Here is a 21,476-nt window from a genome sequence, read left to right as displayed (position 1 = left end):
AAAAGCCTTTGCAGGTCCTCGGCGTCGGCTACTGCCTGCCGCTTAGCGGTCAGTCACTTTCGAGCGTGATCGAAGCTGGAGTACGATTGCCCGTTTCACAAGTTCCCCGCACCGGTCCGGGTCTCATCGAGCACGCGCGTTTGAAGGAGCGGGTTGGCTGATCGACGATCCCATGGACAACGATCTTCCAGACGACAGCGAGCCACGCCGTGATGCAGAAAGATCTGCAAAACAGGTTTCGTTGCTCACCCTGAAGATGGCCGAAGCGCTCAAGCCACTCGCCGACAGCGTGCTCGTCCTGACGCGCTACGAAACTGTCTGGTGGCCGCAGGTTCGCGTATTGGCTCCGCCGGGCAAAGAGCAAGCCTATTTGGCGCAGGTAAGCGACGCGTTGCGAAGGGCGAATCTACCGCCCCTCGCTGTGCAAGCCGCACCGGCGTCGGACGGCCTAATAGTGGCGGATGCGTGGCTGAATGCCAACGAGCGGCGTCCGCTACTCATTGTGGCGACTGCCTGGCACGAAGCGGGACCGCCCGAAAAAAGCACCGAAGGTTGCGTGGCCATCCTGCTTGCGCCGGGCTTTTTCCGCTGGCCGGCATCCGTCACGGTAGCCGCCCGACTGCACAGGCCGGTCGCCGGCATCGCATGGCCAGCATGGACGTGAGCATCACGCGACGCTTGCGCATGGTGGCGGGCGATCTGATTTCTCTCTGTGCGCACAAGCTCGGGCTGCGACTGACAGCGGCGAAAGGGCCGGTTGAAATCGCCGCGCAAACGGGCGGCATGGATCTGTTCGCGCAACAGCAATTGCGCATGGCCAGCGAAAGCGCGGAGGTGCAGGTGGCGGCCAAATCGAAGATCACGCTCAACAGCGGCGGGGCGTCGCTGGTGATCGAGAACGGCAACATGACGTTCAACTGTCCAGGCGCGTTCGTCATCAAGGCGGCGTCGTTCACGTTCCAGGGGCCGGGTAATGCTGCGACGCCGTTGCCGCGCTTGCCGCAAAGTGAACTCAAGACGGACGACCTGTACTCCCATACGCATTAAACGATAATGATCATTAGCCCTCCCTTCCTCCTTCCAGCAGGTCTGACTTCGACCAATAACGCGAAGCCGGATCCGATGATGGATCTCATCGACGATCTGGAACTGGCGCATGGCATCTACCCCGTGGCGCACGACCGGCGCTGGCATTGCGGCGTGCATCTGGCGCCGAACATGCACGGTGATGAGGCCAACGTGTACGCCATCGCCGATGGCGAGGTAGTGGCGTATCGCGTGTGCCAGAATCCGATCGATACGAACGAAAGCAATGCAGGCTTCGTTTTGCTCAGGCATGAGACAGAAACAGGCGATGGTCGCACGATCACGTTCTATTCGCTCTATATGCATCTGCTGTCGCTGGCGCAGTATCAGTCGCTCGGGCATGACGCCAGTAAGTTGCCGGCATTTTTACGTATGCCGTCCGGGCAGGTAGCTACCGGTCAAGTTGCGCCTGCGCTCGCGGGTGGTGGAAAGCGCGTCATGCGTAAGGACGTGCTGGGTTTTCTTGGGCAGTACCAGGGTCTGAAATACCTGCATTTCGAAATCTTCATGAGAAGGACGACTTCGATGCGTATTTCGGCCACACCCAGTTGGGCAATACCGCACCGCCTTCGGCGACGAGTTCGGATTGCTGGGGGCATACTACTTCCTCATTCCGGCAGGCCAGAGTTTCAATCGCCTGCCGCCGGGGACGGACAGCCACAATAAACTTCATGGCATCGAGTTTGCGCCGTGCCAGCAAGGTAGCAATACGCTGCCGCTGGCGGTGGAGATGTACTTCAACAAAGGATCGAAGTACACGAATGTATGGAGTATTGCGAGCGATGGGACGCGTACGCTGCTCACAACGCAGCCGGTCGAAGAAAAGGACTATGAGTACGACCTGTACAATCGCGCAAAGAATCTTTATTCCACGTGCGCAAGCGACGGTTATGAACTGGAGCGCTTCGGGCGCATCTTGTCGACACCCGCTACTCTAGCTGGTGAAGCTCGCGCTACGTGGCTGAAAGTGACATACGCTGCCGGGCAGCAGGGCTACATCGATGTCAACGGCTCGGCCATCAAGAAACTGTCCGACGCCGATTTCCCGTTCTTTATGAGCTGGCAGAAGATCAGCGAAGGCAACACACCCTTAGCGACGACGGGATGTGCGACGTCGAGGCGTTGAAGAGACTGCTGCACGATGAGAAGGGGCATGAGACGCCTGAAGAGCGGGCGCAGACCACGGAAAGGCAGAAGGCGGATGCGCTCTCACGCTACGTGCGGACCAGTGATCAGGTGCGTCGGCAGTTGTGCGGATTTATCTGCGAAGCGCCGAGCGAGTGGGACAAGTTCCATAACGAGACCCGCTTCACGAAACTGCTTGAGGATGGCGAGTTCTATCACGGCAATCAAACCGGCTATGACAAGTTCTTGAAATACCTCGGAGACCTGCAGTTCTGGGATAAGACGGGGTTTCAACTTGGACAGAAGCTTTGGTACTTCCATCCATTGGCGTTTATTCGGCAGTTTAGGAAGTGTGGGTGGTTGAGTTCGATTGAACTCGCGAGGTGCTTGCCTCGATCGTCTATTTCCGCGAACATCGACTGGGATACTGCCTATAGCAGGGCATGCAATCACCACGTCTATGTGAATTATGTATTCGGACGCTGCTTAAATGGTCGAGCGGATCGGTTGCTGCACTTTCTCGCGAAAGCCTATATCGAAACGGGCTGCCTTCGGACGATGACAGAAGATTCTCTTGGACATGGTCACGTGTACGGTCCGTTTTATGGGCGAGGTTACCTTCAGTTGACATGGCCACAGAATTACGAAAAATATAAGAACTACAGATGCATACCGAATCATGGTGGCGGCTCATATTCCGACCCTCGGATTACATCAACGTCGACCCATTTTTGGTCAGACGGTGCGCCCGCTCGGCGCTGCGCACCGCTGTTTGATCCCGGAATTGTCGCTGCAGATCTCATGCATGCGGCTGAGTCATCCGCGATGTACTGGATATCGAAGACGTTCCGTGGGACAAACAATATCAATCGCGCCGCGGACATCAGTGTTTCGCCCTTACTCATTAGCTTTATCAGCTGGTTAATCAACGGCGGTGGCAATGGTTACAAGGAGCGCCAGCAATTCGCAGCACTACTGGCCGACACCGTTCTTGATGTTCCGATGGGAACGAGTTCACAAGTTTTGAGCTACCCGCCATTAGCTCCGCCGGGTAACCCGGTCCTTTGTCGAACGTTTCCACCGACCGTCGTCCCTTACACCCTAAACGTAGCGATTAATCATGTGCCACAGATTCCTTAGCCTTCTCTGTCTTATTGTTACTGGACCTGCTATTGCAGTTGGTACGTTGAACCTGCCTGAAGCGTGGACGGACTCACATTACGGCGAGTGTTACAACGAAGTCGCAGATGGGATGGCAAAGATATACGGAAACGACTATTTATCTGACGACAACATTTTTCGAAATGATGTCAACCTCGGTGGCAGTGAGATGGTTCTTGCTGGCGATCGCACCTCCGGAACAAATATATCTCGCACTGTGTTCGAAAGCGCGAGAAGGGAATGTGGTGCGTTGTGCTAACGTCGCCACCTGTCGCCAGCCTTACGCCGGTAATTGAGAAAGGAAGGCGGCGGCGGCCAGAGAGTTGGGAAACATCTACCCAAGCATCACCAGGTTATCCGGAGATCCATGTCATTTACGTTTGGAGCAGGAAAGAAAAAATTTACAGGCCGACACAATGCTATTTAACGGCGAGTAAGAAATTGAGCAAAAATATCGACTGTTCCAGCGCATATAAGTAAGTCGATTTGGCGCGGTTATGATTCCCTATCCGCAAAGGCGACAGTCGGACGCGGCGGCGAAGTGACCGGCGGTTCTCCGTGGACCGCCTTCATGAGTCGCAAAAGCAGCTTACCTGGGCAGGAAATTTCGATGCTTATAAGCGGCTCTTGCAAATACGGATCCAGGCGACGGAGTCAAGTTTCGGGGGCGAGGGTTTAAGCAGCTTACGGGAAGGTTTAATTATTCAGAATACTGGGTGTACAGAGGATGGCTCGACGGTAGGGCATATGATCATGCTTGGTTACGAAGAAGATTAATGGTCTTCCGATGCCTGGTCCCGTGATAAACGATCCCGAAAGAGTGGGGAATGACAATCATTCCTGCGTCGACACCGCTGGCTTCTTTTGCGCCCACTACAAAATTCATGTTGCAGCGGACAAGCCATTTTCTAGCGCGTCGTCAACAGCTGTCACAAAGATCGTGAATGCTTTCGACACTACTAGTCCGCCCAAGCGATGGCAAGAAACTCAAGATGCGTTTAAGGTATTAGGAGACTCCGTTTGAAGCTATTTCTCTTAATAGTTGTTGCCCTGGCGTTTTCGGGAAATGTAAAGGTAAGCACTGTCACATCATGTGACGGGCGAGTGTCTGCTCGTATCGGCACAACATCCAAATATCTTGACTCTCGAACGCGCGGGCAAAAAACGTGGATCAGTCAAGATTGATCACGATAGTGTAGGAGGCGTGTTCGACTCGACAAGCGAGTTACTGATAGTTTATGGTTTGGCAGCTAAGTTGGATCAAAGAAGCCCTCAATCGGAGATTCTTTCAATCTTCGTCACAAAAGGAAAACCTCGCAGACTACTTAGAAAAACATATGGCGGTGGAATCTATGAGGTCAAAGTCGGTTATGATCCCCGTTTCATTTTCGTGGCCAGTCGATTTGGTTTCGATATCATTGACACGAGAACAATGAAAATCAAGTCATTTGATCCGTTATCGGAACCTGACTTTCAGAGGCAGCATTGTAAAGCGGACGAGGCAAAATGAAATCTCCCATCCGCAAAGGCGACAAACTCGAGTACGGCGGCGAAGTGACCGGCGGTTCACCGTGGACCGACTTCATGGGCGGCCCACTCGCCCGCAAGGGCGACGAAGCGCTCTGCGACCTACACGGCCCGACCTCGATCGACGAAGGCTTAGAGAAGTTCCCCGACCGCGACGGCAAATGGTTCGCCATGAACGGCCATCGTTGCGTGTGTGGCTGCGCGCTAATTTCATCGCTGCAGAACGTCAATATTGCGTAATACCGGTTGATCTGTTTCCCGCCGAACGCACCAGCGCCTATCCGCGCCGTCCACGGTTCTGGCCGTGGTGGTGTTGCATCTGGCTGGCTTGTGGCGTACTCGGCACTGCCATTGTGCTTACGTTCTGGCCGAAAACTGAGCCAACGAGCGGTGCATGGTTCTGGTTCTGGGTCGTTGGCGTTCCGAACGGCGTGTCGATGCTTCTATTCGGCATTGAGCGCGCAGGGTACGAAGGGCTGTGGTTCCGAGCGCACTTTAGGAACCAGCATCGCAGTCGATGGTTAGCGCAGCGGCTCGGCACAGCACAAAAGCCTTTGCAGGTCCTGGGCGTTGGCTACTGCCTGCCGCTTGGCGGTCAGTACACTATGGCAACGCGAGATGAGAAATACACCATAACCCGCTTCCTGCGTGACTGGGGGCAACAAGACCTCGACTGGCAATGAGAAATGCGGACAGCGTCGCGGGTTATTGCGTCTATGCTGATTCACGCTATTTGGCTGACGCTTCTGTTTGCCGTCTCTACTAGACAAGCATGCGAAGGTTCAGAAAACCAGCGGGGCAGTACATCGACGTGTCGTTCTCACGCGACTCGGATCGCATTTCGGTTAGCGAACTGGCGCGCGTATCGAACCGTGCACAACGGATAAAACGCTTCTTTTTCGTGGATTTCATCTCCATTAGTGGCCTCGCGGAGCCGACTGAGGCGCGCGCTCAACGTCTAGCCGTAATTCGAGCCACACACGTACGCGAAGCGATAGAACCATTCGGCCTGAAACCCGATGCCTGGGACGTGCAAGGTCGGATGTACGCACAACGCGAATCGATAAACAGCTTAACGGAGGAGGGCGGCCAGCGAGCAGAGGTGACGTTTAGTCCGCGTTGCCCGAACCATTGCTGTAGCCAACCGAACGAGTGAGCGACTCGATAAGGGGGCGAACAGTCGAAAGGCGTCTCATGCCCGAAGGCAATTCGACACGCTGCTCCAGGTGGCTATTCGCCCAATGGCGACCGCCCCGCGCGCCTCCCCGCACGGACAAAACCCTGCGGGATAAACGCTATTCCGTCTCGCCACTCATCCCGCGATAATCAACCGTTTCCGCTCGCACCGCCTCGACCCCCATGCCCCGAATCGACGACGAAATCACCTTCCGCAAGCTTGAAGTCCTGCTCGCGTTCATGGAGACCGGCAATCTCGCGAAGGCGGCCGAGGCGCTGAACGTGAGCACGGTCAGCGTGCATCGGGCGTTGCATTCGCTCGAGCAGGGCGTGCGCTGCGCGCTCTTTCGTCACGAGGGCCGCAATCTCAAGTCGACCGAAGCCGCCCAAATGCTCGCCGATGTCGCGCAGGAAGTCATCACGCTGATGACCGACGGCATCCGTGCGACGCGCGAAGCCGCCGGCTATTCCTCCGACCGGCTGAAGATCGGCTCGCTCTACTCGCTGACCATCCGCACAGTGCCGGGCATCGTCGTCGATATCAAGGTGCGCAGGCCGACGCTGCAAGTCGAACTCGTGCTCGGGTCCAATGAATTGCTGATCGACAAGCTCAAGCGCGGCGAAATCGACGCCGCCTTGATGGCCCTGCCCGATGCCGAGCCGGAAGTCGAATCCATCCCGCTCTTCGAAGACGACATCTTCTTCGCCGCGCCCGCCAATTCCCCCTACGCCAACCAGGAAGCCGTCGATTTGCGCGACTGCCGCGAAGAAAACTTCGTCTCGCTCGGCGAAGGCTTTGCGACCTATCACGGCTTCGTCGAGGCGTTCCGCGTCGCGGACTTCGAGCCGAACGTCACCGTGCGAACCGGCGATATCTTCTCGCTGATGAACCTCGTGAGCGGCGGCGTCGGATACACGCTGCTGCCCGGACGCGTGCGCGGCGTCTTCGGCGACAAAGTGCAATTCATCCCGCTCAAGCCGCAATATCTGATGCGGCAAACCATCGGCGTCAGCTTCCTGCGCGCGCGGGAACGCGACCCGAACCTGCTCGCGCTGATGGCCGTCTGCCGCTTGCGCACGCGCAACGTCGATTGACGCTTCAACGCTGGTCCTGCGCGCGCTCCCTGTCGATGAGCGCGCCCACATCGTCCAGCGATGTCTCGCTGCAACTCACCGCGATGCCTTGCGCGAACACATCGCTGGCGAGGCGCGTCAGCACGTTCGCGGGCGGCATCTCGACGGCCAGCCGCGCGCCGCGCTCCCACGCGAGTCTCATCGTGTCGTGCCAGCGCACCTGCCGCGCCATGTTGCCGGCCAGATCGGCAGCGATGCGCCCGCCATCGAAAAGCGGCCGCGCCGCGCTGCTGCTGAGATACACGATGCGCGGCGCGCACACATCGACCGATTCGAACGCATCGGCGAGGGTGGCGGCGGGCGCATCCAGCAGGGCGGAATGCGACGGCACCGCGACCTCCAGACGCTCGCAGCGTTGCGCGCCGTGTTCGGTTGCGATGACCGCGAGACGGTGCATCGCGGCATCGCTACCGGCGACGACCATCTGCGTCGGCGTATTGATGTTCGCGAGAAAGACCGGCTCCGCGTCGCTGTTCACTTGCGCGATCAGCGGTTCGAGCGCGCGCTGGGTCAGGCCGACGATCGCCGTCATCCCGAATCCGCGCGGATACGCATCCTCCATCAGATGGCCGCGCAACGCGACGAGCCTGAGCGCGTCGGCATAAGCGAGCGCACCGGCCGTCACCGCGGCGGGATACGCGCCGATCGACAGTCCGGACACCATGTCAGGTTCGTGGCCCTGAGCCTGAATCACCCGCGCCTGCGCGACGCCCGCGATCAGCAGGCAAAGCTGCACGGACACGGTGGAGCGCAGCGCGGTGGCGTCGTCGACCGTGCGCGCATCGTAGCCGAGGGTATCGCTTGCTTCTTCGAGCGTGCGCGCTGCTTCGCGATGGTTCGGCAACGCGTGCAGCATGCCGGCGCGTTGCGAGCCCTGACCGGGGAACGTAAAGAGAACGCTCATGATGCGTGTGTCGCCCACGGATCCGCGACGAGCAACGGACCCCGCCCCGTCTTCAGCATCACGCGCCCCGATTGCCCGGCCCACTCCGCGAGCGCGAAGCCGCCGTGGCCCGTGTCCACCTGCATGTCGATGCGCGCGGGCGCGGCCTGCAATAGCGACAGCAACGACGGCAGCAGCGCGTGCGCACCGTCGCGCGGCAGGGGCCGATCGGCACGCAGCAGCAGATCGAGGTCGCTGTCCTGCCTCAAGGTGCTTACGCCGCTCGCCAGCGCGAAGCCGACGCTGCCCGTCACGCCCCACGTCAACTGCAACGCATCGAGTTCGGGCGCGGCGAAGGCAAGCGCGCGCATGCAGGGCAAGTTCGCGAGCACAGCGTCGGCAGCAAGCCATCCGCGTGACTCGGCGAGCGCTTCCGGCGTCACGCATCGCACGATGCGCTCGACATTCACGAAGGCCGCGCAGCGCTCGTTGCGCGCGCGCCCGCGCAGACCGATCGGCACGACGCCGCGCTCGACCGCCTCGCGCCGCACGACGGCCGGCGCAATCGAGAGCCACTCGCGCGTGGCCCACGCAGGCATCGCCGATGTGGACACGATGTCTTCCGGGTCTTCGATCCACACGAGGTCGTGCGGGCGGGGCGCTTCACGATCGATCGACACAACGAGTCTCCCGGCGCCTCACGCGCCCATCAGCGCTTTCGTCGCGAAGAACAGCAGCGACGGCCCGAGCAGGCAGCCCACGCCCGTATGGAACGTCGCGATCAGCGCGCCGTAAGGCACGAGCCGGCGATCCGTCGCAGCCAGTCCCGCGCTCACGCCGCTCACGGTGCCGGCCAGCCCGCCGAAAATCATCGCGGAGCGGGGCGTGCGCAGGCCCATGAAGCCGGCGGCGAGCGGCGTGCCGATCATCACGATGATCGCCTTGATGAGGCCCGTCGCGATGCTGAGCGCGATGACGTCGGAACTCGCGCCGATCGCCGCGCCCGTCACCGGACCGACGATGTACGTGACCGCGCCCGCGCCGATCGTCGTCATGCTGACGGCGTCGGTGTAGCCGAACGCGTGTGCAATGCTCGCGCCCACGATGAACGGCAGCACCGTCCCGAGCAGCAGCGACACGACGCCGATCATCCCGGCCTTGCGCGCTTCGGTCGCCTGCACTTCGAAAGCAGTCGCGACGATGGCAAAGTCCCGCAGCATCGCGCCGCCCATCAGCCCGACGCCCGCGAACAGCGGCAGATCGGCGAGCCCTTTCTGACCGGCCGTGAAAGCGCCGCCCACGTAAGCGAGCACGAGGCCGATCACGATGGCGATCGCCGATCCATGCACGCGCCCGAACGTCAGCTTCTTCGAGATTACCGACGACACCCACATGATGAGCCCGACCAGCGCGAACGCGGTAACGAGGCCGTTGTGGATCAGAACCTTATCGATCATTTGAAACATGGCAGTCTCCGCGTTCAGATTTCTTCGAGCTTCGGGGCATTGGCGAACGACGTGCTGTCGCGGCCCGTGCGTGAAAGTACGGCGATGCAGCCCGCGCACGCGATGACCGCACCGAGTGCCGACAACAGCGCGACCGGCCCGCCCTTGAGCGCGGCGACGACGTTCTGATTGGCCGCCATCGCGACGACGACCGGGATGTACATCGCGCCCCAGAAGCCGACGCCCGCTTCCGTCTCCTTCGGCAACCAGCCCTTCTTGTGCAGATAGAGCCGCAGGAAGATGAGCAGCAGCATCGCGATGCCGACGCCGCCCACGTTCGTTTTGACGCCTATTGCGGTGCCGAGCAGATCGCCCAGAAAGAGTCCGGCCAGATGGCAGAACGCGAGCAATGCAGTTCCATAGATGATCATTACCGTCTCCTGAGGTGTGCGGATTGGCTTCTGACGAGCCGATGTTCAAGGGCGAAGCGTTAGCGCCATGCCTCGCGCAACTTCCGGCGAACCGTGGCCGAAGCCGCGCGATGCGGGCTGCCGAGCCGGCTTTCCAGTCCGCGTGACGAATCGGCGCGAATGTCGTCGAGGGCGGCTTTCAACGCGGTTTCGACCATCGACTGATCGGCGGCGGCGGGGGCATCGGCGTTGGCGGGCGAAAGCAGCTTCCACAGCAAGCCGAGCGAGGCGAAGTTGTCGATGTCATAGGCCATCGGCGGCACGTGCGCGGTGAAGGCTTCGAGATCGGCGACGGTGCGCAGCGTCACGCGGGCGGCGGATTCCTTGCCCATCGCGTGAACCATCACTTGCGGGTCGGCGAGCGCGATCAGCCGGTTCGCCTGATAGCCGTGCGCGAGAAACGCGCCGGACATCGCGCGGCCGACGATCAGCCCGATCACCGGATGCCCGGCGTGGCGGGCGCTTGCGTAAGCATCGGCGGCGGCGGCGAGCGCCTGATGAATGCCGTACGCTTCCTCGCGACGCCCGTACGCCTGGCTCGCGACATCAATGACGGCGACGATCGCGCGCTTCGTATCGCGCTTCGCGTCCGCATCGATGACTTCACGCACCGCGCGCGCGAGTTCCCATCCTTCGATCAGGCCCACTTCGCCGTTGCGTGCGCGCGGGAACGGGTTGTCGGGGTCCGGCACCACCGCGATGAAACGCGCGGGATCATCGCCGATGCGCGCATCCGCCACCCGCACCGACGGCGGAAAGCCCGGCTGCAACGGCGCGCTGTAGGTCAGCGCGTCGAGCCAGACCGCGCCGCGTTTCGAAAGCTCTCGTGTGCTCATGATTCGAATCCCTTGCCATAGATGGCGGCTGCCTGTTGCGGCGTGGCTTGCGCCGTCGTATCGATTTCGGAGAGCCGCTTGAGGAAGCCGGCCACGCGTTCGCTGCGACAGGCTTCGGGACGTCCGGCGCGCAACAGGTCGATGACGGCGGCGCGGATCGCATCGGCGTCGTCGGCGGTGAAGACGTCGATCAGTCCGGTGCGATACCGCTGCTCGCAACCGGTGAAGCTCCAGATCATCGGACGGTCGCGCGAATCGAATTCGGCGATGCCCGCTTCCTGCTCGATCACGGCCGGCCCGTTGAGCCCGAGCCGCGCTTCCCGCGTGCCGATCAGATAGCTGCACAGCCCCGCCGCGATCGACATGCCGCCGTAGCATCCGATAGGTCCCGCCGTGATGCCGATCACCGGCTGATAGCGCCGCAAATCGACGATGGCCGCGTGAATATCCGCGATGCCCGCGAGTCCGAGATTGGCTTCCTGCAGGCGCACGCCGCCCGTCTCGAAGAGAATCACGGCGCGCGTCGGGATGCCGTTGCGGTTGTCTTCAGCGGCGAGTTCGAGGCTGCCCGCGATCTTCGCCGCCGATACCTCGCCCATGCTGCCGCCCTGAAAGCCGCCGTCGATGCCGAGCACCACGGCGGGCTGACCGTCGATGGTTCCCTTCGCGACGACCGCGCCGTCATCCGACTGCGTGACGATGTTCTGCCGCGCCAACCACGGCGACGTCACGCGCTCGAACGGATCGAGCAGTTCGGTGAACGTGCCTTCATCGAGCAGCTTTTTCGCGCGGCTGCGTGCATCGAGTTCGATGAAGCTCTGGCGTTCGAGCAATTGCTGTGCGTCCATGATTCATGCTCCGCCGTTGGATTTCAGTTGTTCGAACACCTGCCCGATGCGCAGTTGCACGACACCGGGCGTCGCGCCCGCATCGTTGATTTCGAGCTTGGCGGCGGGCAGCGAGCCGTCGCCGAAGATGCGTTCGAGCACGGCTTCCCACAGGCGGCCCTTGCCATCGACAGATGTCGTGATCTTCACCACCGTGCGATGCGCGGTGTTCGCTTCGAGCAGGACTTCGAGGTCTCCCGACGCGACCACGCCCACCAGCGCGCGGCCTTGCGCGGGCTGTCCGGCCGGGAATTCGAGGACGATGTTTTCCATATGGGTTCCTAAGTGTTCTGCGATTCGGTTGCTTCGCCTTGAAGCCGGTCGAGAAAGAGCGCGGCGGCGAGCAGATCGGCGGCGCCGCCAGGCGATACGTGTAGTTCGACGAGACGCCGGTCGAGCGCCCGCAGATGACGGCGTCCCGCGAGCGTGGCGGCGCCGCCTTCGTCGAGCACGCGTTGCGCGCCGTCCTGCATCTCGGCGAGCGCCGCGCGTTTGCCGCGTGCGAGCACGCAGGTATCGTCGAGGCTTGCCATGATCGCGAGCAGTGCGTTGAGACGCGCCGACGTTTCGCTGTCGCCGCGCATACGCGACCGCGCGAGTTCCGGCAGCGCGACGTGCACGACGTGCGGAAAGCCCGCCTGCGCCTGTCCGCGTGCGCCGCCGACGTCGTAGTCGATGCACGCCTGTTCGCCCTTGTTGCCCGTGCGCATTGGCGCGTGGCGATCTTGAATGCGTGCGATGGATCCGGCGAGCGCGGCGACCGCATCAGGCGCCAAGTTCGACGGCTCGCGTGCGGCGGCGGTCACGAGCAGCCCGAGCGCCCAGATTGCACCGCGATGCGTGTTGACGCCGCCGGTCGCGTCCAGCATGCGCGCTTCGCCGTCACGCCCGATTGCGCCGATGCGTTCGCGCAGCGCGAGCATCGGTCCGATGTCGATGCCTGCGCGCGCCATCTCGACGAACGCCGGCTGCAACGCCAGCGCCGATACGCACATGAGCGTCCAGTCGAGATCGTGATGCGCGCCACGGCTGCGGATATCGACGAGGCCGGGCTTCGGGGCGAGCGTCACCTCGTCGATCAGTGCTTCGACGACGTGAGCGGCGAGACGATCGGCGCGTTCGGGCGAAGGGCGCAGCGGCCGCGCGGCGCGGAGGGCAAGTTCATCGCGCATCACCAGCTCCGGAAGCGCGCGGGCGGGTCGTACAGCCCGTCGGACCAGTCGACGAGATCGGCCATGCTTTTGGCGGCGAGCAGCGAGCGGCTCGCTTCGCTGCGATGAATGCCGAGGTCTTCGGGCAGCGCGACAAAGCCGTCGCGGCGCAGCGCCGGGAGCTTGCTCTTGTCGCTGCTGAGGCCGATCGGCGTGACGCCGGACACCGCCGCGATCATCTCCTTGCGATGCTCGAGCGAGCGCGCCTTGTACAGATACGCGATGCCTTCCTCGGTCAGCACGTGCGTGACGTCGTCGCCGTAGATCATCACGGGCGCGAGCGCCATGCCCGATTCGCGGCCCACATCGACGGCATCGATCGATTCGACGATGGTCGGCTGCCCGCCCGCCTGGAAAGTCTCGACCATCTGCACGACGAGTTTGCGGCCGCGTTCGAGCGGGCTGTCCGTTTGCAGCAGATCGAGCCACGCGGGCGTTGCATGACGGCGGCCGTGCGGATCGTGGCCCATGTTCGGCGCGCCGCCGAAGCCGGTGAGCCGCCCGTGCGTGACCGTCGACGAATTGCCTTCGCCGTCCATTTGCAGCGTCGAGCCGATGAACATGTCCACCGCGTATTGCCCGGCGAGCTGGCACATCGTGCGGTTCGAACGCATGGACCCATCGCGGCCGGTGAAGAAGATGTCGGGCCGCGCGGCGACATAGGCTTCCATGCCGAGTTCGCCGCCGAAGCAGTGGACGCTGTCGACCCAGCCGGTCTCGATGGCGGGGATGAGCGTCGGATGCGGATTGAGCGTCCAGTGGCGGCAGATTTTGCCCTTGAGGCCGAGCTTTTCGCCGTAGGTCGGCAGGATCAGTTCGATCGCGGCCGTGTTGAAGCCGATGCCGTGATTGAGCGACTGCACCTGATGCTTTTCGTAGATGCCGCGAATGGCCATCATCGCCATCAAGACCTGCATCGGCGTGATGAGGCGCGGATCGCGCGTGAAGAGCGGCTCGATGAAGAACGGCTTGTCCGACTGCACGACGAAGTCGATCCACGAACCGGGGATATCGACGCGCGGCAGGTCTTTCGGATCGTCGACGATTTCGTTGACCTGCGCGATCACGATGCCGTCGCGAAATGCGGCTGCTTCGACGAGCGAGGGCGTGTCTTCGGTGCTGGGACCGGTGTAGAGATTGCCCTGGCGATCGGCCTTGTAGCCGGCGCACAGCACGACGTTCGGCGTCAGATCGACGTAGAGCCGCGCGTACAGTTCGATGTAGGTGTGGATCGCGCCGACTTCGAGGATGCCGTCCTGCAGGAACTGCGAGATGCGCAGGCTTTGCGCGCCGGCGTAGGCGAAGTCGAGCTTCCGAGCGATGCCGCGCTCGAAGAGATCGAGGTGCTCGGCGCGGCTTACGCTGGGGATGATGAGATGCAGGTCGTGGACGATGCCGGAATCGACTTTCGCGAGCGAGCGCGAGAGGAAATCCGCCTGCTTCTGGTTGTTCCCTTCGACGACGACGCGATCGCCGGGAGCGACGAGCGCCTGCAATACGTCGACGATGCGGTCGGTGGGCAGCACCATACCGTCCGCGATCGATGCGACGCGCGCGAGCCGGCGATGCTTGTCCGCCCGGCGCGTGGCCCAGCGGGACGGGGTTTGAGTTTGGTCGGACATGGATGCTCTCGCTGAAGACATGAGACGAGTCTAAAGAGCGGGAAATGCCGGTTCAATCACCTTGAGTATGCGATCGTTATCCGGAGGGTAATGATTGTTCTCGCTGCGGCCGGGCGGCGAGGCGGGGCGGGGACGGACGGGGAAGGAGGGTTTTCCCTCGGGATGAGGCGGCTGGGTGCGGCAGCCCGCTCAACCCTGCTTCTAGCGCCCATCCCGTTTCCCCCTTAACATCGCTGACTGCGCACCCGCGCCGCTGCTTCGACCCAAAGCACGCCGATTCGATCGTCGACGTGCCCGACCTCATTGGAGCCAGATGCGCAATCCGTTCACGCCATATCGCGCTCGCATTCTCGCGGGCGTTCGTCATCCCGCACCGCCGCGCCTGCTGGCACGCCTCGGCCTCGCGACGCTGCTGCTCTCCAGCGCACTGGCGCACGCGCAGGCTTATCGCGATGTCAGTCCCACGCCGCCGCCCGCCGCCCCTCGTCCCTCCGCGCCGCCCCCGCCGCCTGAGCCGCAAAGCGGATCGCCAGAAGTCGCGGTCGCCGCGCTTCGCGGACTGGTCATCGAAGCGTCGGCGTCAGGGGCGTCGCCGCCGACGACCGCCGTCGCGCGCGCAGCCGACGGACGCATCGTCGCGCGTGGCCTCGCGCCGCTCGACGACGCGTTCCTGCAAGGCTTCGCCGCCGACCTCGATCGCCCGCTCACGTTCGCGCGGCTCGCCGAGATACGCCGGGCAGTGGTCGCGCAATATCGCGAAGCGGGGCTGCCGCTCGTCGATGTCTACGTGCCCGAGCAGGACGTCACGGACGGCATCGTGCGTATCGCGGTGGCGAGCTATCGGCTGGGCCGCGTGATCCCGCGAGGCAATCGCTACTTCTCGGATACGCTCCTCACCGGCGACATGCCGCTCACCGCCGGTGATGCGATCCGCGAATCGGACGTCGCCACCGGGCTTGCGCTGCTCAACGCGAATCCCTACCGCGCGGTCGATGTGATCTACGCCCCCGGCGACGCCGACGGCACCACCGACGTGATCCTCCAGACCGCCGACCGCTTCCCGATGCGCGTCTCCGCGGGCTATGACAACGCGGGCGTGCCGCAACTCGGCCGCGACCGGTTCTTCGCGGGCATCGACTACGGCAACCTCTTCGGGCTGGATCAGCAGATCGCCTATCAGGTCACCGCCAGCAACGACGCATTGAGCGGCAACCCGGATATCGAAGGGCGCCCGAACCGTCCGCGCTTCGTCGCGCACGCGTTGAATTATTCGGCGCCGCTGCCGTGGCACGATCGCATCGAACTGTTCGGCGTCTATGCCCAGAGCACGCCGCGCCTGCCCGATAGCTACGGGCAGACCGGCATTTCGGCTCAGGCCAGCATCCGCTATGACTGGCGGCTCACGCCGTTCTCGGGCTGGCAGCAGCAGGCGCAGTTCGGCTACGACTACAAGCGGTCGAACAACAATCTGGAGTTCGGCGGATTTCAGGTGTTCAACTCGAACACACACATTCATCAGTTCCTGCTCGCGTACGAACTGAGCCGCAGCGATACATCAGGTCAGACGCGCGCCAACGCGACGGTCGTGCTCAGTCCCGGTCGGCTCGATGCCGACAATCGCGACGCCGCGTTCGAAAGCGCGCGGCATGGTGCGACGCCGCGCTACATGTACGCGCAGCTATCGGCGCAGCGCGATCTTGCGCTGGGCGGCGGATTCATCGCATCGGGACGGGTGATGCTGCAATGGACGCCCGACACCCTGTTGCCGAGCGAAGAGATGGGACTGGGCGGCGACAGCAGCGTGCGCGGCTACTTGCCCTATGTCGTGCAGGGCGATCGCGGCTGGAACGTGCAGACGGAGGTACGCACGCCGCCGTGGAGCATCGGCACGAGCGGCGTCGCGATCCAGCCTTTCGTGTTCGTCGATGCGGGCCGCGTGTGGAATCGCATCGAGCAGCCGACGGAGCCGAACAACGGATCGCTCGTCGGCATCGGCGGCGGCTTCCGCTTTCAGGTCAGCCGCTTCATCAACGTGCGCGGAACCTTCGGCTTTCCGCTGCACGCCGCCGTGCCCGCCGGTTCCAAAGCCCCGGTCGGGATGCTGTACATCGTGCTCGGCTCGTGACGGTGCGTGTCACATCGCGCTATTTGGTCACTTGCCACTGCAAGACCGGATGCGACACGCCTTCGATGAACGTCCACGTTCCGCCCGGCGCGAAGTTCCACGTGGGCGCGAAGCTCGACGCCATGCCCATTTGCGCGGTCGTGAGCCCGTTCGCGGCGGGGATCGGCGTGCCGGTGGCCGCGCCGACGCTTTGGCCCGACACTTCCCGATCCCAGTACACGTCCTTGGCGATGTTGCCGACGTTCGTCGACGTAATGCCGCCGACGTAGCCGGGCGGCAAGCCGGGCGAGGGCACCGCCGCGAACGATTCCTCGATCCTGCCCGAGTTGTAGTCAGTCAGCCCGCCGTCGGTCACGCCGCCCGCGCTCGCGGTCGAATACGACTGCCTGATGATGCCGGTCGTGCCGTTCCCTGCGGCGATGCCGCCCACGTGCGCGTGCGTGCCGCCGCCGTAGTCTCCGGCCGACCACGATTGCACGATTAGCCCGGAGTTCGACAGCGCGATGCCGCCCATCGAGCCTTGCGCATACATCGACACGTTGCTCGTGGCGCGCGAGATCGTTCCCGAGTTCTCGCCGACGACGCCGCCGATCGCGCCCGCGCCGATCTCCTCGGTGCTCATCTCGCCTGAAACGTGCACGTTGGCGATCAACCCGGCGTTGCTGCCCGCGAGCAGTCCCGCGAGCGTGGCCCACGGCGACGCGTACGCATTCGTCAGAGTGACATTGCGCACGATGCCCGATGCCCCGATCGTGGCGAACATGCCGAGCGGGGGCGAGCCCGAGTCGGGCGTCGTGCTGAACGAGATGCCGTCGATGGTATGCCCGAAGCCGTCGAACTGGCCGGTGAAGCCGGTCGTGGCGTTGAGCGCGATCGGCGTGAACGAGCCGGTCGCGGACAAGTCCTTGCCCAGCGCGTAGTTTCCGCTCAGGTTCTGCGAGATGTTCTCGAGTTCAGCGACCGAATTGACGAGCTGATACGCCGTCACTTGCGTCTTCAGGCCGCTGAAGGGCGCGGCGCTCCACGACGCGTTGCTGCGCAAGCTGCCGGGCGTGAACGCGCCGTTGTAATCGTAGAAGGCTGCGACGACACCTGTGCTCTGCGACCAGTCTATGGTTCCCGCGTTGTTCACGCTGCCGTTGTTGTCGATGCTTTTGGCATCGGCGCGCAGGTACAGATTGCCCGCGCCGCTGTTGGAGATCGTGGTGAGCGGTCCGAGCAGAATCGAATGCCCGGCGGCGAGCACGAGCGATGCATTGCCGGTCCATCGCAGTGTCGACAGCATGTTGATGTCGTTGTCGGCGTTCACCCGCACCGACGTGCCGTTCGACAGGCTTTGCGACAGCGCAGCCGCATTGTGAGGCCCGGCGTTCAGCTCGCTCACGCCGATGTTCCACTTCGCGGCGGTCACCGTGGTGTTTTCGAGTTCCGTGGTTCTCGCGAGGGTATCGACGATGCCGCCGGTGCCGTCGCTGTTCTTTGCGCTGATCCTTTCGTGCTGTTGCACGTCGCCCTCACGCGCGACGAGCCATACATGGCCATCACGGGTGGCGGTGCCGGTCGCGCGCAGTCCCGCGTGGCGGCCTGCGAGCGCATAGACGTTTCCGTCGGCGGCTTCGAGATGGATTTGTGCGGCGCGGATAAAGCCTTTGTTCACGACATCGCCGTGCGTGCCCGGCTGCACGAAGACTTGCGTGCCGCTGGCGGAATCCTTGAGCAATACCTGGTTGCCGGTCACGAGTTCGGCCGTCCCGTTGGGCGCGCCGATATAACCTGCGTTTTCGGTGTGAGCGAGCGAGATGAGCAACACATCGCCGCCGGTCGAACTGATCTTGCCGAGATTGACGACTGAAGCGTTGCTCGTGCCGGAGAAGGTCAGCGGTCCGCCCGCCATGAATGCGTCGTTGGGCGTATCGAGCGTGGCGGCGACGAAGCGGCCGCCGGTCGTCACGATGCCGCCTCGTCCGATCACGACGCCTTGCGGATTGATGAGATAAAAGCTGCCGGTGGCGTTGAGCGCGCCGTCGATGGCGGAGGCGGTCGGGCCGGTGACGCGCGAGAGCGTGGCGCCGGAGCCGTTGTTGACATTGACGCTGTTGCCCGCGCCGATGGAGAAGCTGTTCCAGTCGATGACTCCGCGCGCCGTGCCCTGGGTGATGTTCACCTGGTTGGCGGTGGCGGTGATGCTGCCTGAGCCTGCGACGAACTGGCCGTTTTGCGGCAGCGGCCCGGCGGCGAAGGCGACTGGCAGTGAGACGCCCATTAAGAAAACGATCGCGGCTGGTTTTACCAGCCAGCCGTGAACAGACGACCCATTGCGCATGACGCCTCCCGTTGCGTGGCACACCGAATCGGTGAAGTATCCAGAATATAACCCGAACGGATAAATTCAATGAGGAGTAAGAGGAGGACAGGGCGAATGGTCAGTGGAGCGGAGTGGGATTGAAGTTGCGCAGATTGCGCAAGCACGATGGTCTGCTGATGAACGCGTCGTCGATCGACGCATTCGTCGGACACTTGCAGCAATGAGGCAGACGCTAATAGGACTCTGTGTCGAACAAGCTGGCGTCTCGTTGCGGCCTGTGATTTGCTAACGAGCCTGCTTCAGCGTCCGGACACTTCCGTTTGCACAGGCGCAATTCGGCGTGAAGCAGCATGGCGAAGCGTGCATGCAACGCGCTGCGTGGCTTGAAACAACGCGAGGATGAACATGGCCGGGCGCCGGACTTCGGACACCCGCCAAGCCCATCTGAAACTGGAGAACCTACCCCAACCGAATCGAACTCGCGTCCGCCGTCAAATACCCCACCGCCGCGCCATACCGGTCCTTATAGTTCGCGCGCACCAGCGGATCGAGCGTCGCCTGCACCTTGGCGTGGACGCTGCCCCAATCGCCCGCGTGCTGGAAGTTGCTCATGATGTAGGTCCAGCCATTGATCTCGTCGACGGCATGCAGCCCCGTCGATTCCGCGCCCGCCGGAGCCGAGAGAATGCGCGACAGCGTCTTCGTATCGACGTTGTACGCCCACAGGAAGTTGTTGACGTGCATGCTGCTGTCCTCGCCGATAAACAGCGTGCGCAGCTTCTCCGAAAACTTGATGTTGTCGGGATTGGCGATCTTCTCCGGATTGGCCGTATTGCCGAGCGCATCGGGGGCCATGTCCTCGCCGACGAGGGCAGCCGGCGCGCTCATATCCACCGGCACCCATTCGCTGTCGATCGCCGCGCCCGTCAGATCGCGCTGGCCGCTCTTCATGTTCAGCGCATACACGGCGCCCGAGTTGATCGCGTGGTCGACGGCGATATCCACGTTATGCGCATTGCCCCTGACCATCGACGATACGATCTGCGACATCGCCGTGTACAGCACCTTGTCCTTCGCGTTGACTGTCGTGCCTTCCAGCTTCGTGAAGCCGAGACTCGCGCCGCGCAGCGCCGCATACCGATGCGTTTCCAGAAACGCCGCCGCCTTCTCCATGCCCGGCTTGATGCGAATCCAGTTGTACTTGCCGCTGTAGTGGATGCGCGTGTAGCTCGCATCGCTCGGCGGATTCTTTTCGTCGGTGACGATGTCCATGATGTCGGCAATCGTCAGCGTGTTGGCGAGCGCCTCGATCTCATCGCTCGTGGCGTGGCCGAGATTGAGCCACGTCAGCGTCGCCGAGCCCGCGCCCGCCGATGAAGTCTGCGTCCACTTGGCCACGTACAGCGTGCCGGCCGAGAGGTCCGCTACCTTGTCCGCGACGAACATGAAGAGGCCGCCGTTCGTGGCGTCGTCGCCCATCAGCACGGTGCGCTTGTCGGGCATCACCTGAATCAGTTCATGCGAGATGCGTCCAAGACAGTAGTGCTTCTTGATGGTGCCCGTGCCGTCCGGATGCACCGTCACTTCGGGAAGGTGACCATAGTGATACGCGCGGGCCTTCGCTGCATCGCCGTAAAGGTTCTGGCTGTAGGCCTTGAACTGCGTGTTGGTCGCGAGCGTGGCCGCATCCGGCTCGTACTCTTCGCTCGACAAGTGCGTGTTCCAGGGCGACAGGCTCGCCCCGCACGTGATCCACAGACCGTTGGCCTTCGATGTATCGACGTTCGCGTAGCTCACGAGCGAGAGCTTGCCCGTCGACGGGTCCTGATCGAGCGTCAGCACGGCGATCGGCGACGGCAGCCTGCCGTACATGTCCTCGCTCGCACGGTCGCGCGTGGTGTACTCGAACTGCACGACCGCGAACACCGCGTTGCCCTTGACACCCTTGACCGTTGGGTTGTCGAGCCGGATGAGCGACGTCCCGTCCGGGCAATCCGAGAAAAACTGGCGCTCGCTGCCCGCCACCGAACGGTCGATGATCGGCTGATTGCCGATGTCGAAATATCCGCCCGCGACGATGCTGCCGCCTGCCGTGTTTGGCACCACGTCGCCCGTGACGAAGAACGGCTGATACGCGAGCTTGTAGCTGCGCGTGCTGCCATCGGCGAAGCTGGCCGTCATCGTCGATGCGACCGTGGTCGTCGCCATCGCATCCGGATTCGCAAGCGACGGCGCAGCCATGCTGCCGAACGAAGCCGTCGTGAACGCGGCGGCGGCTGCCGGCGCTTGCGTCGTGACATCGCTGCCGCCACACGCGGCGAGCAGCGACGTGGATGCGAGGCCGAGCGGCAGCATCGGTGCGCCAGCAAGAATCTTCAGGGCTTTGCGTCGGGAGAGGTCGTGGAGCTGCGCCATGTGCGGATTCAATTCCTTGTTGTGGGTTGTTCCCGGCGAATCGAGTTCGTGTCCGCGAGCCTGCGCGA

At 62.8% G+C, this 21,476-nt stretch carries 20 protein-coding genes; 9 read left to right on the top strand and 11 right to left on the bottom strand.

Going from position 1 to position 21,476, the window contains the following annotated elements:
• Positions 1-172 precede the first annotated feature (172 nt).
• From LDZ21_RS19845 to LDZ21_RS19810, 8 genes are all read left to right on the top strand, one after another.
• Positions 173-664 (top strand): hypothetical protein, encoded by a 492-nt coding sequence (locus LDZ21_RS19845; RefSeq protein ID WP_244796408.1) that lies wholly within the window; start codon positions 173-175, stop codon positions 662-664.
• Entirely contained in the window at positions 646-1,047 is a 402-nt protein-coding gene (locus LDZ21_RS19840) for a DUF2345 domain-containing protein (RefSeq protein ID WP_244796407.1), read from the top strand. Before LDZ21_RS19845 ends, LDZ21_RS19840 begins: the two co-directional genes overlap by 19 nt.
• A gap of 75 nt (positions 1,048-1,122) precedes the next feature.
• Positions 1,123-1,752, top strand: a complete 630-nt coding sequence (locus LDZ21_RS19835) for a M23 family metallopeptidase (RefSeq protein WP_244796406.1) — start codon at positions 1,123-1,125, stop codon at positions 1,750-1,752.
• A complete protein-coding gene (locus LDZ21_RS19830; RefSeq protein ID WP_244796405.1) occupies positions 1,673-2,212 on the top strand; it encodes a hypothetical protein in 540 nt (179 codons plus the stop codon). The genes LDZ21_RS19835 and LDZ21_RS19830 overlap by 80 nt, the downstream gene beginning before the upstream one ends.
• Positions 2,209-3,351, top strand: a complete 1,143-nt coding sequence (locus LDZ21_RS19825; RefSeq protein ID WP_244796404.1) for a hypothetical protein — start codon at positions 2,209-2,211, stop codon at positions 3,349-3,351. The genes LDZ21_RS19830 and LDZ21_RS19825 overlap by 4 nt, the downstream gene beginning before the upstream one ends.
• A gap of 1,527 nt (positions 3,352-4,878) precedes the next feature.
• Positions 4,879-5,139 carry a PAAR domain-containing protein gene (locus LDZ21_RS19820; protein WP_244796403.1) on the top strand — a complete coding sequence of 87 codons (261 nt, stop codon included), beginning with the start codon at positions 4,879-4,881 and terminating at the stop codon, positions 5,137-5,139.
• On the top strand, positions 5,091-5,582 hold the full coding sequence (locus LDZ21_RS19815; protein ID WP_244796402.1) for a hypothetical protein: 492 nt from the start codon (positions 5,091-5,093) through the stop codon (positions 5,580-5,582). Before LDZ21_RS19820 ends, LDZ21_RS19815 begins: the two co-directional genes overlap by 49 nt.
• Positions 5,583-6,258: 676 nt before the next feature.
• Positions 6,259-7,170 (top strand): LysR family transcriptional regulator, encoded by a 912-nt coding sequence (locus LDZ21_RS19810; RefSeq protein ID WP_244796401.1) that lies wholly within the window; start codon positions 6,259-6,261, stop codon positions 7,168-7,170.
• A 4-nt stretch (positions 7,171-7,174) separates the two neighbouring features.
• Here the strand turns inward: LDZ21_RS19810 and mdcH are convergent, their stop codons facing one another.
• From mdcH to mdcA, 9 genes are read right to left on the bottom strand one after another with little or no spacing between them, the layout of a single operon-like run.
• Positions 7,175-8,113 (bottom strand): malonate decarboxylase subunit epsilon, encoded by a 939-nt coding sequence (mdcH, locus tag LDZ21_RS19805; RefSeq protein ID WP_244796400.1) that lies wholly within the window; start codon positions 8,111-8,113, stop codon positions 7,175-7,177.
• Positions 8,110-8,772, bottom strand: coding sequence for a malonate decarboxylase holo-ACP synthase (locus tag LDZ21_RS19800; protein WP_244796399.1), 663 nt, complete (start codon positions 8,770-8,772; stop codon positions 8,110-8,112). The genes mdcH and LDZ21_RS19800 overlap by 4 nt, the downstream gene beginning before the upstream one ends.
• An 18-nt stretch (positions 8,773-8,790) precedes the next feature.
• A complete protein-coding gene (madM, locus tag LDZ21_RS19795) occupies positions 8,791-9,558 on the bottom strand; it encodes a malonate transporter subunit MadM (protein ID WP_244796398.1) in 768 nt (255 codons plus the stop codon).
• A 14-nt stretch (positions 9,559-9,572) separates the two neighbouring features.
• A complete protein-coding gene (madL, locus tag LDZ21_RS19790; protein ID WP_035966631.1) occupies positions 9,573-9,968 on the bottom strand; it encodes a malonate transporter subunit MadL in 396 nt (131 codons plus the stop codon).
• 59 nt (positions 9,969-10,027) lie between these two features.
• A complete protein-coding gene (gene mdcE, locus LDZ21_RS19785; RefSeq protein WP_244796397.1) occupies positions 10,028-10,843 on the bottom strand; it encodes a biotin-independent malonate decarboxylase subunit gamma in 816 nt (271 codons plus the stop codon).
• Complete coding sequence (locus LDZ21_RS19780) at positions 10,840-11,691, bottom strand: biotin-independent malonate decarboxylase subunit beta (RefSeq protein WP_244796396.1); 852 nt, start codon at positions 11,689-11,691, stop codon at positions 10,840-10,842. The genes mdcE and LDZ21_RS19780 overlap by 4 nt, the downstream gene beginning before the upstream one ends.
• 3 nt (positions 11,692-11,694) lie before the next feature.
• Entirely contained in the window at positions 11,695-12,003 is a 309-nt protein-coding gene (locus LDZ21_RS19775) for a malonate decarboxylase subunit delta (protein WP_244796395.1), read from the bottom strand.
• A gap of 8 nt (positions 12,004-12,011) precedes the next feature.
• On the bottom strand, positions 12,012-12,902 hold the full coding sequence (locus tag LDZ21_RS19770) for a triphosphoribosyl-dephospho-CoA synthase (RefSeq protein ID WP_244796394.1): 891 nt from the start codon (positions 12,900-12,902) through the stop codon (positions 12,012-12,014).
• Complete coding sequence (mdcA, locus tag LDZ21_RS19765; protein ID WP_035966640.1) at positions 12,902-14,563, bottom strand: malonate decarboxylase subunit alpha; 1,662 nt, start codon at positions 14,561-14,563, stop codon at positions 12,902-12,904. The genes LDZ21_RS19770 and mdcA overlap by 1 nt, the downstream gene beginning before the upstream one ends.
• A gap of 313 nt (positions 14,564-14,876) precedes the next feature.
• Here mdcA and LDZ21_RS19760 point away from each other — a divergent pair, with 313 nt between their 5' ends.
• Positions 14,877-16,688: a ShlB/FhaC/HecB family hemolysin secretion/activation protein gene (locus tag LDZ21_RS19760; protein ID WP_244796393.1), complete on the top strand. Its 1,812-nt coding sequence runs from the start codon at positions 14,877-14,879 to the stop codon at positions 16,686-16,688.
• Between the two features lie 19 nt (positions 16,689-16,707).
• Here LDZ21_RS19760 and LDZ21_RS19755 read toward each other — a convergent pair whose 3' ends face one another.
• Positions 16,708-18,951: a two-partner secretion domain-containing protein gene (locus tag LDZ21_RS19755; RefSeq protein WP_244796392.1), complete on the bottom strand. Its 2,244-nt coding sequence runs from the start codon at positions 18,949-18,951 to the stop codon at positions 16,708-16,710.
• A 501-nt stretch (positions 18,952-19,452) separates the two neighbouring features.
• A complete protein-coding gene (locus tag LDZ21_RS19750; RefSeq protein ID WP_244796391.1) occupies positions 19,453-21,408 on the bottom strand; it encodes a PhoX family protein in 1,956 nt (651 codons plus the stop codon).
• Between the last annotated feature and the right edge of the window lie 68 nt (positions 21,409-21,476).

The sequence above is a fragment of the Caballeronia grimmiae genome, from assembly GCF_022879615.1.
GTDB classification, from domain to species: domain Bacteria; phylum Pseudomonadota; class Gammaproteobacteria; order Burkholderiales; family Burkholderiaceae; genus Caballeronia; species Caballeronia grimmiae.
The sequence above is the reverse complement of the archived record's forward strand: the minus strand, read 5'-3'. Positions and strand labels throughout refer to the sequence as shown.

Coding starts and splice junctions, on each gene's coding strand:
- LDZ21_RS19845 (WP_244796408.1), top strand. CDS start 173: ATGGACAACGATCTTCCAGACGACAGCGAGCCACGCCGTGATGCAGAA.
- LDZ21_RS19840 (WP_244796407.1), top strand. CDS start 646: ATGGCCAGCATGGACGTGAGCATCACGCGACGCTTGCGCATGGTGGCG.
- LDZ21_RS19835 (WP_244796406.1), top strand. CDS start 1,123: ATGATGGATCTCATCGACGATCTGGAACTGGCGCATGGCATCTACCCC.
- LDZ21_RS19820 (WP_244796403.1), top strand. CDS start 4,879: ATGAAATCTCCCATCCGCAAAGGCGACAAACTCGAGTACGGCGGCGAA.
- LDZ21_RS19810 (WP_244796401.1), top strand. CDS start 6,259: ATGCCCCGAATCGACGACGAAATCACCTTCCGCAAGCTTGAAGTCCTG.
- mdcH (WP_244796400.1), bottom strand. CDS start 8,113: ATGAGCGTTCTCTTTACGTTCCCCGGTCAGGGCTCGCAACGCGCCGGC.
- madM (WP_244796398.1), bottom strand. CDS start 9,558: ATGTTTCAAATGATCGATAAGGTTCTGATCCACAACGGCCTCGTTACC.
- madL (WP_035966631.1), bottom strand. CDS start 9,968: ATGATCATCTATGGAACTGCATTGCTCGCGTTCTGCCATCTGGCCGGA.
- mdcE (WP_244796397.1), bottom strand. CDS start 10,843: ATGAGCACACGAGAGCTTTCGAAACGCGGCGCGGTCTGGCTCGACGCG.
- LDZ21_RS19780 (WP_244796396.1), bottom strand. CDS start 11,691: ATGGACGCACAGCAATTGCTCGAACGCCAGAGCTTCATCGAACTCGAT.
- LDZ21_RS19775 (WP_244796395.1), bottom strand. CDS start 12,003: ATGGAAAACATCGTCCTCGAATTCCCGGCCGGACAGCCCGCGCAAGGC.
- LDZ21_RS19770 (WP_244796394.1), bottom strand. CDS start 12,902: ATGCGCGATGAACTTGCCCTCCGCGCCGCGCGGCCGCTGCGCCCTTCG.
- mdcA (WP_035966640.1), bottom strand. CDS start 14,563: ATGTCCGACCAAACTCAAACCCCGTCCCGCTGGGCCACGCGCCGGGCG.
- LDZ21_RS19760 (WP_244796393.1), top strand. CDS start 14,877: ATGCGCAATCCGTTCACGCCATATCGCGCTCGCATTCTCGCGGGCGTT.
- LDZ21_RS19755 (WP_244796392.1), bottom strand. CDS start 18,951: ATGGGCGTCTCACTGCCAGTCGCCTTCGCCGCCGGGCCGCTGCCGCAA.
- LDZ21_RS19750 (WP_244796391.1), bottom strand. CDS start 21,408: ATGGCGCAGCTCCACGACCTCTCCCGACGCAAAGCCCTGAAGATTCTT.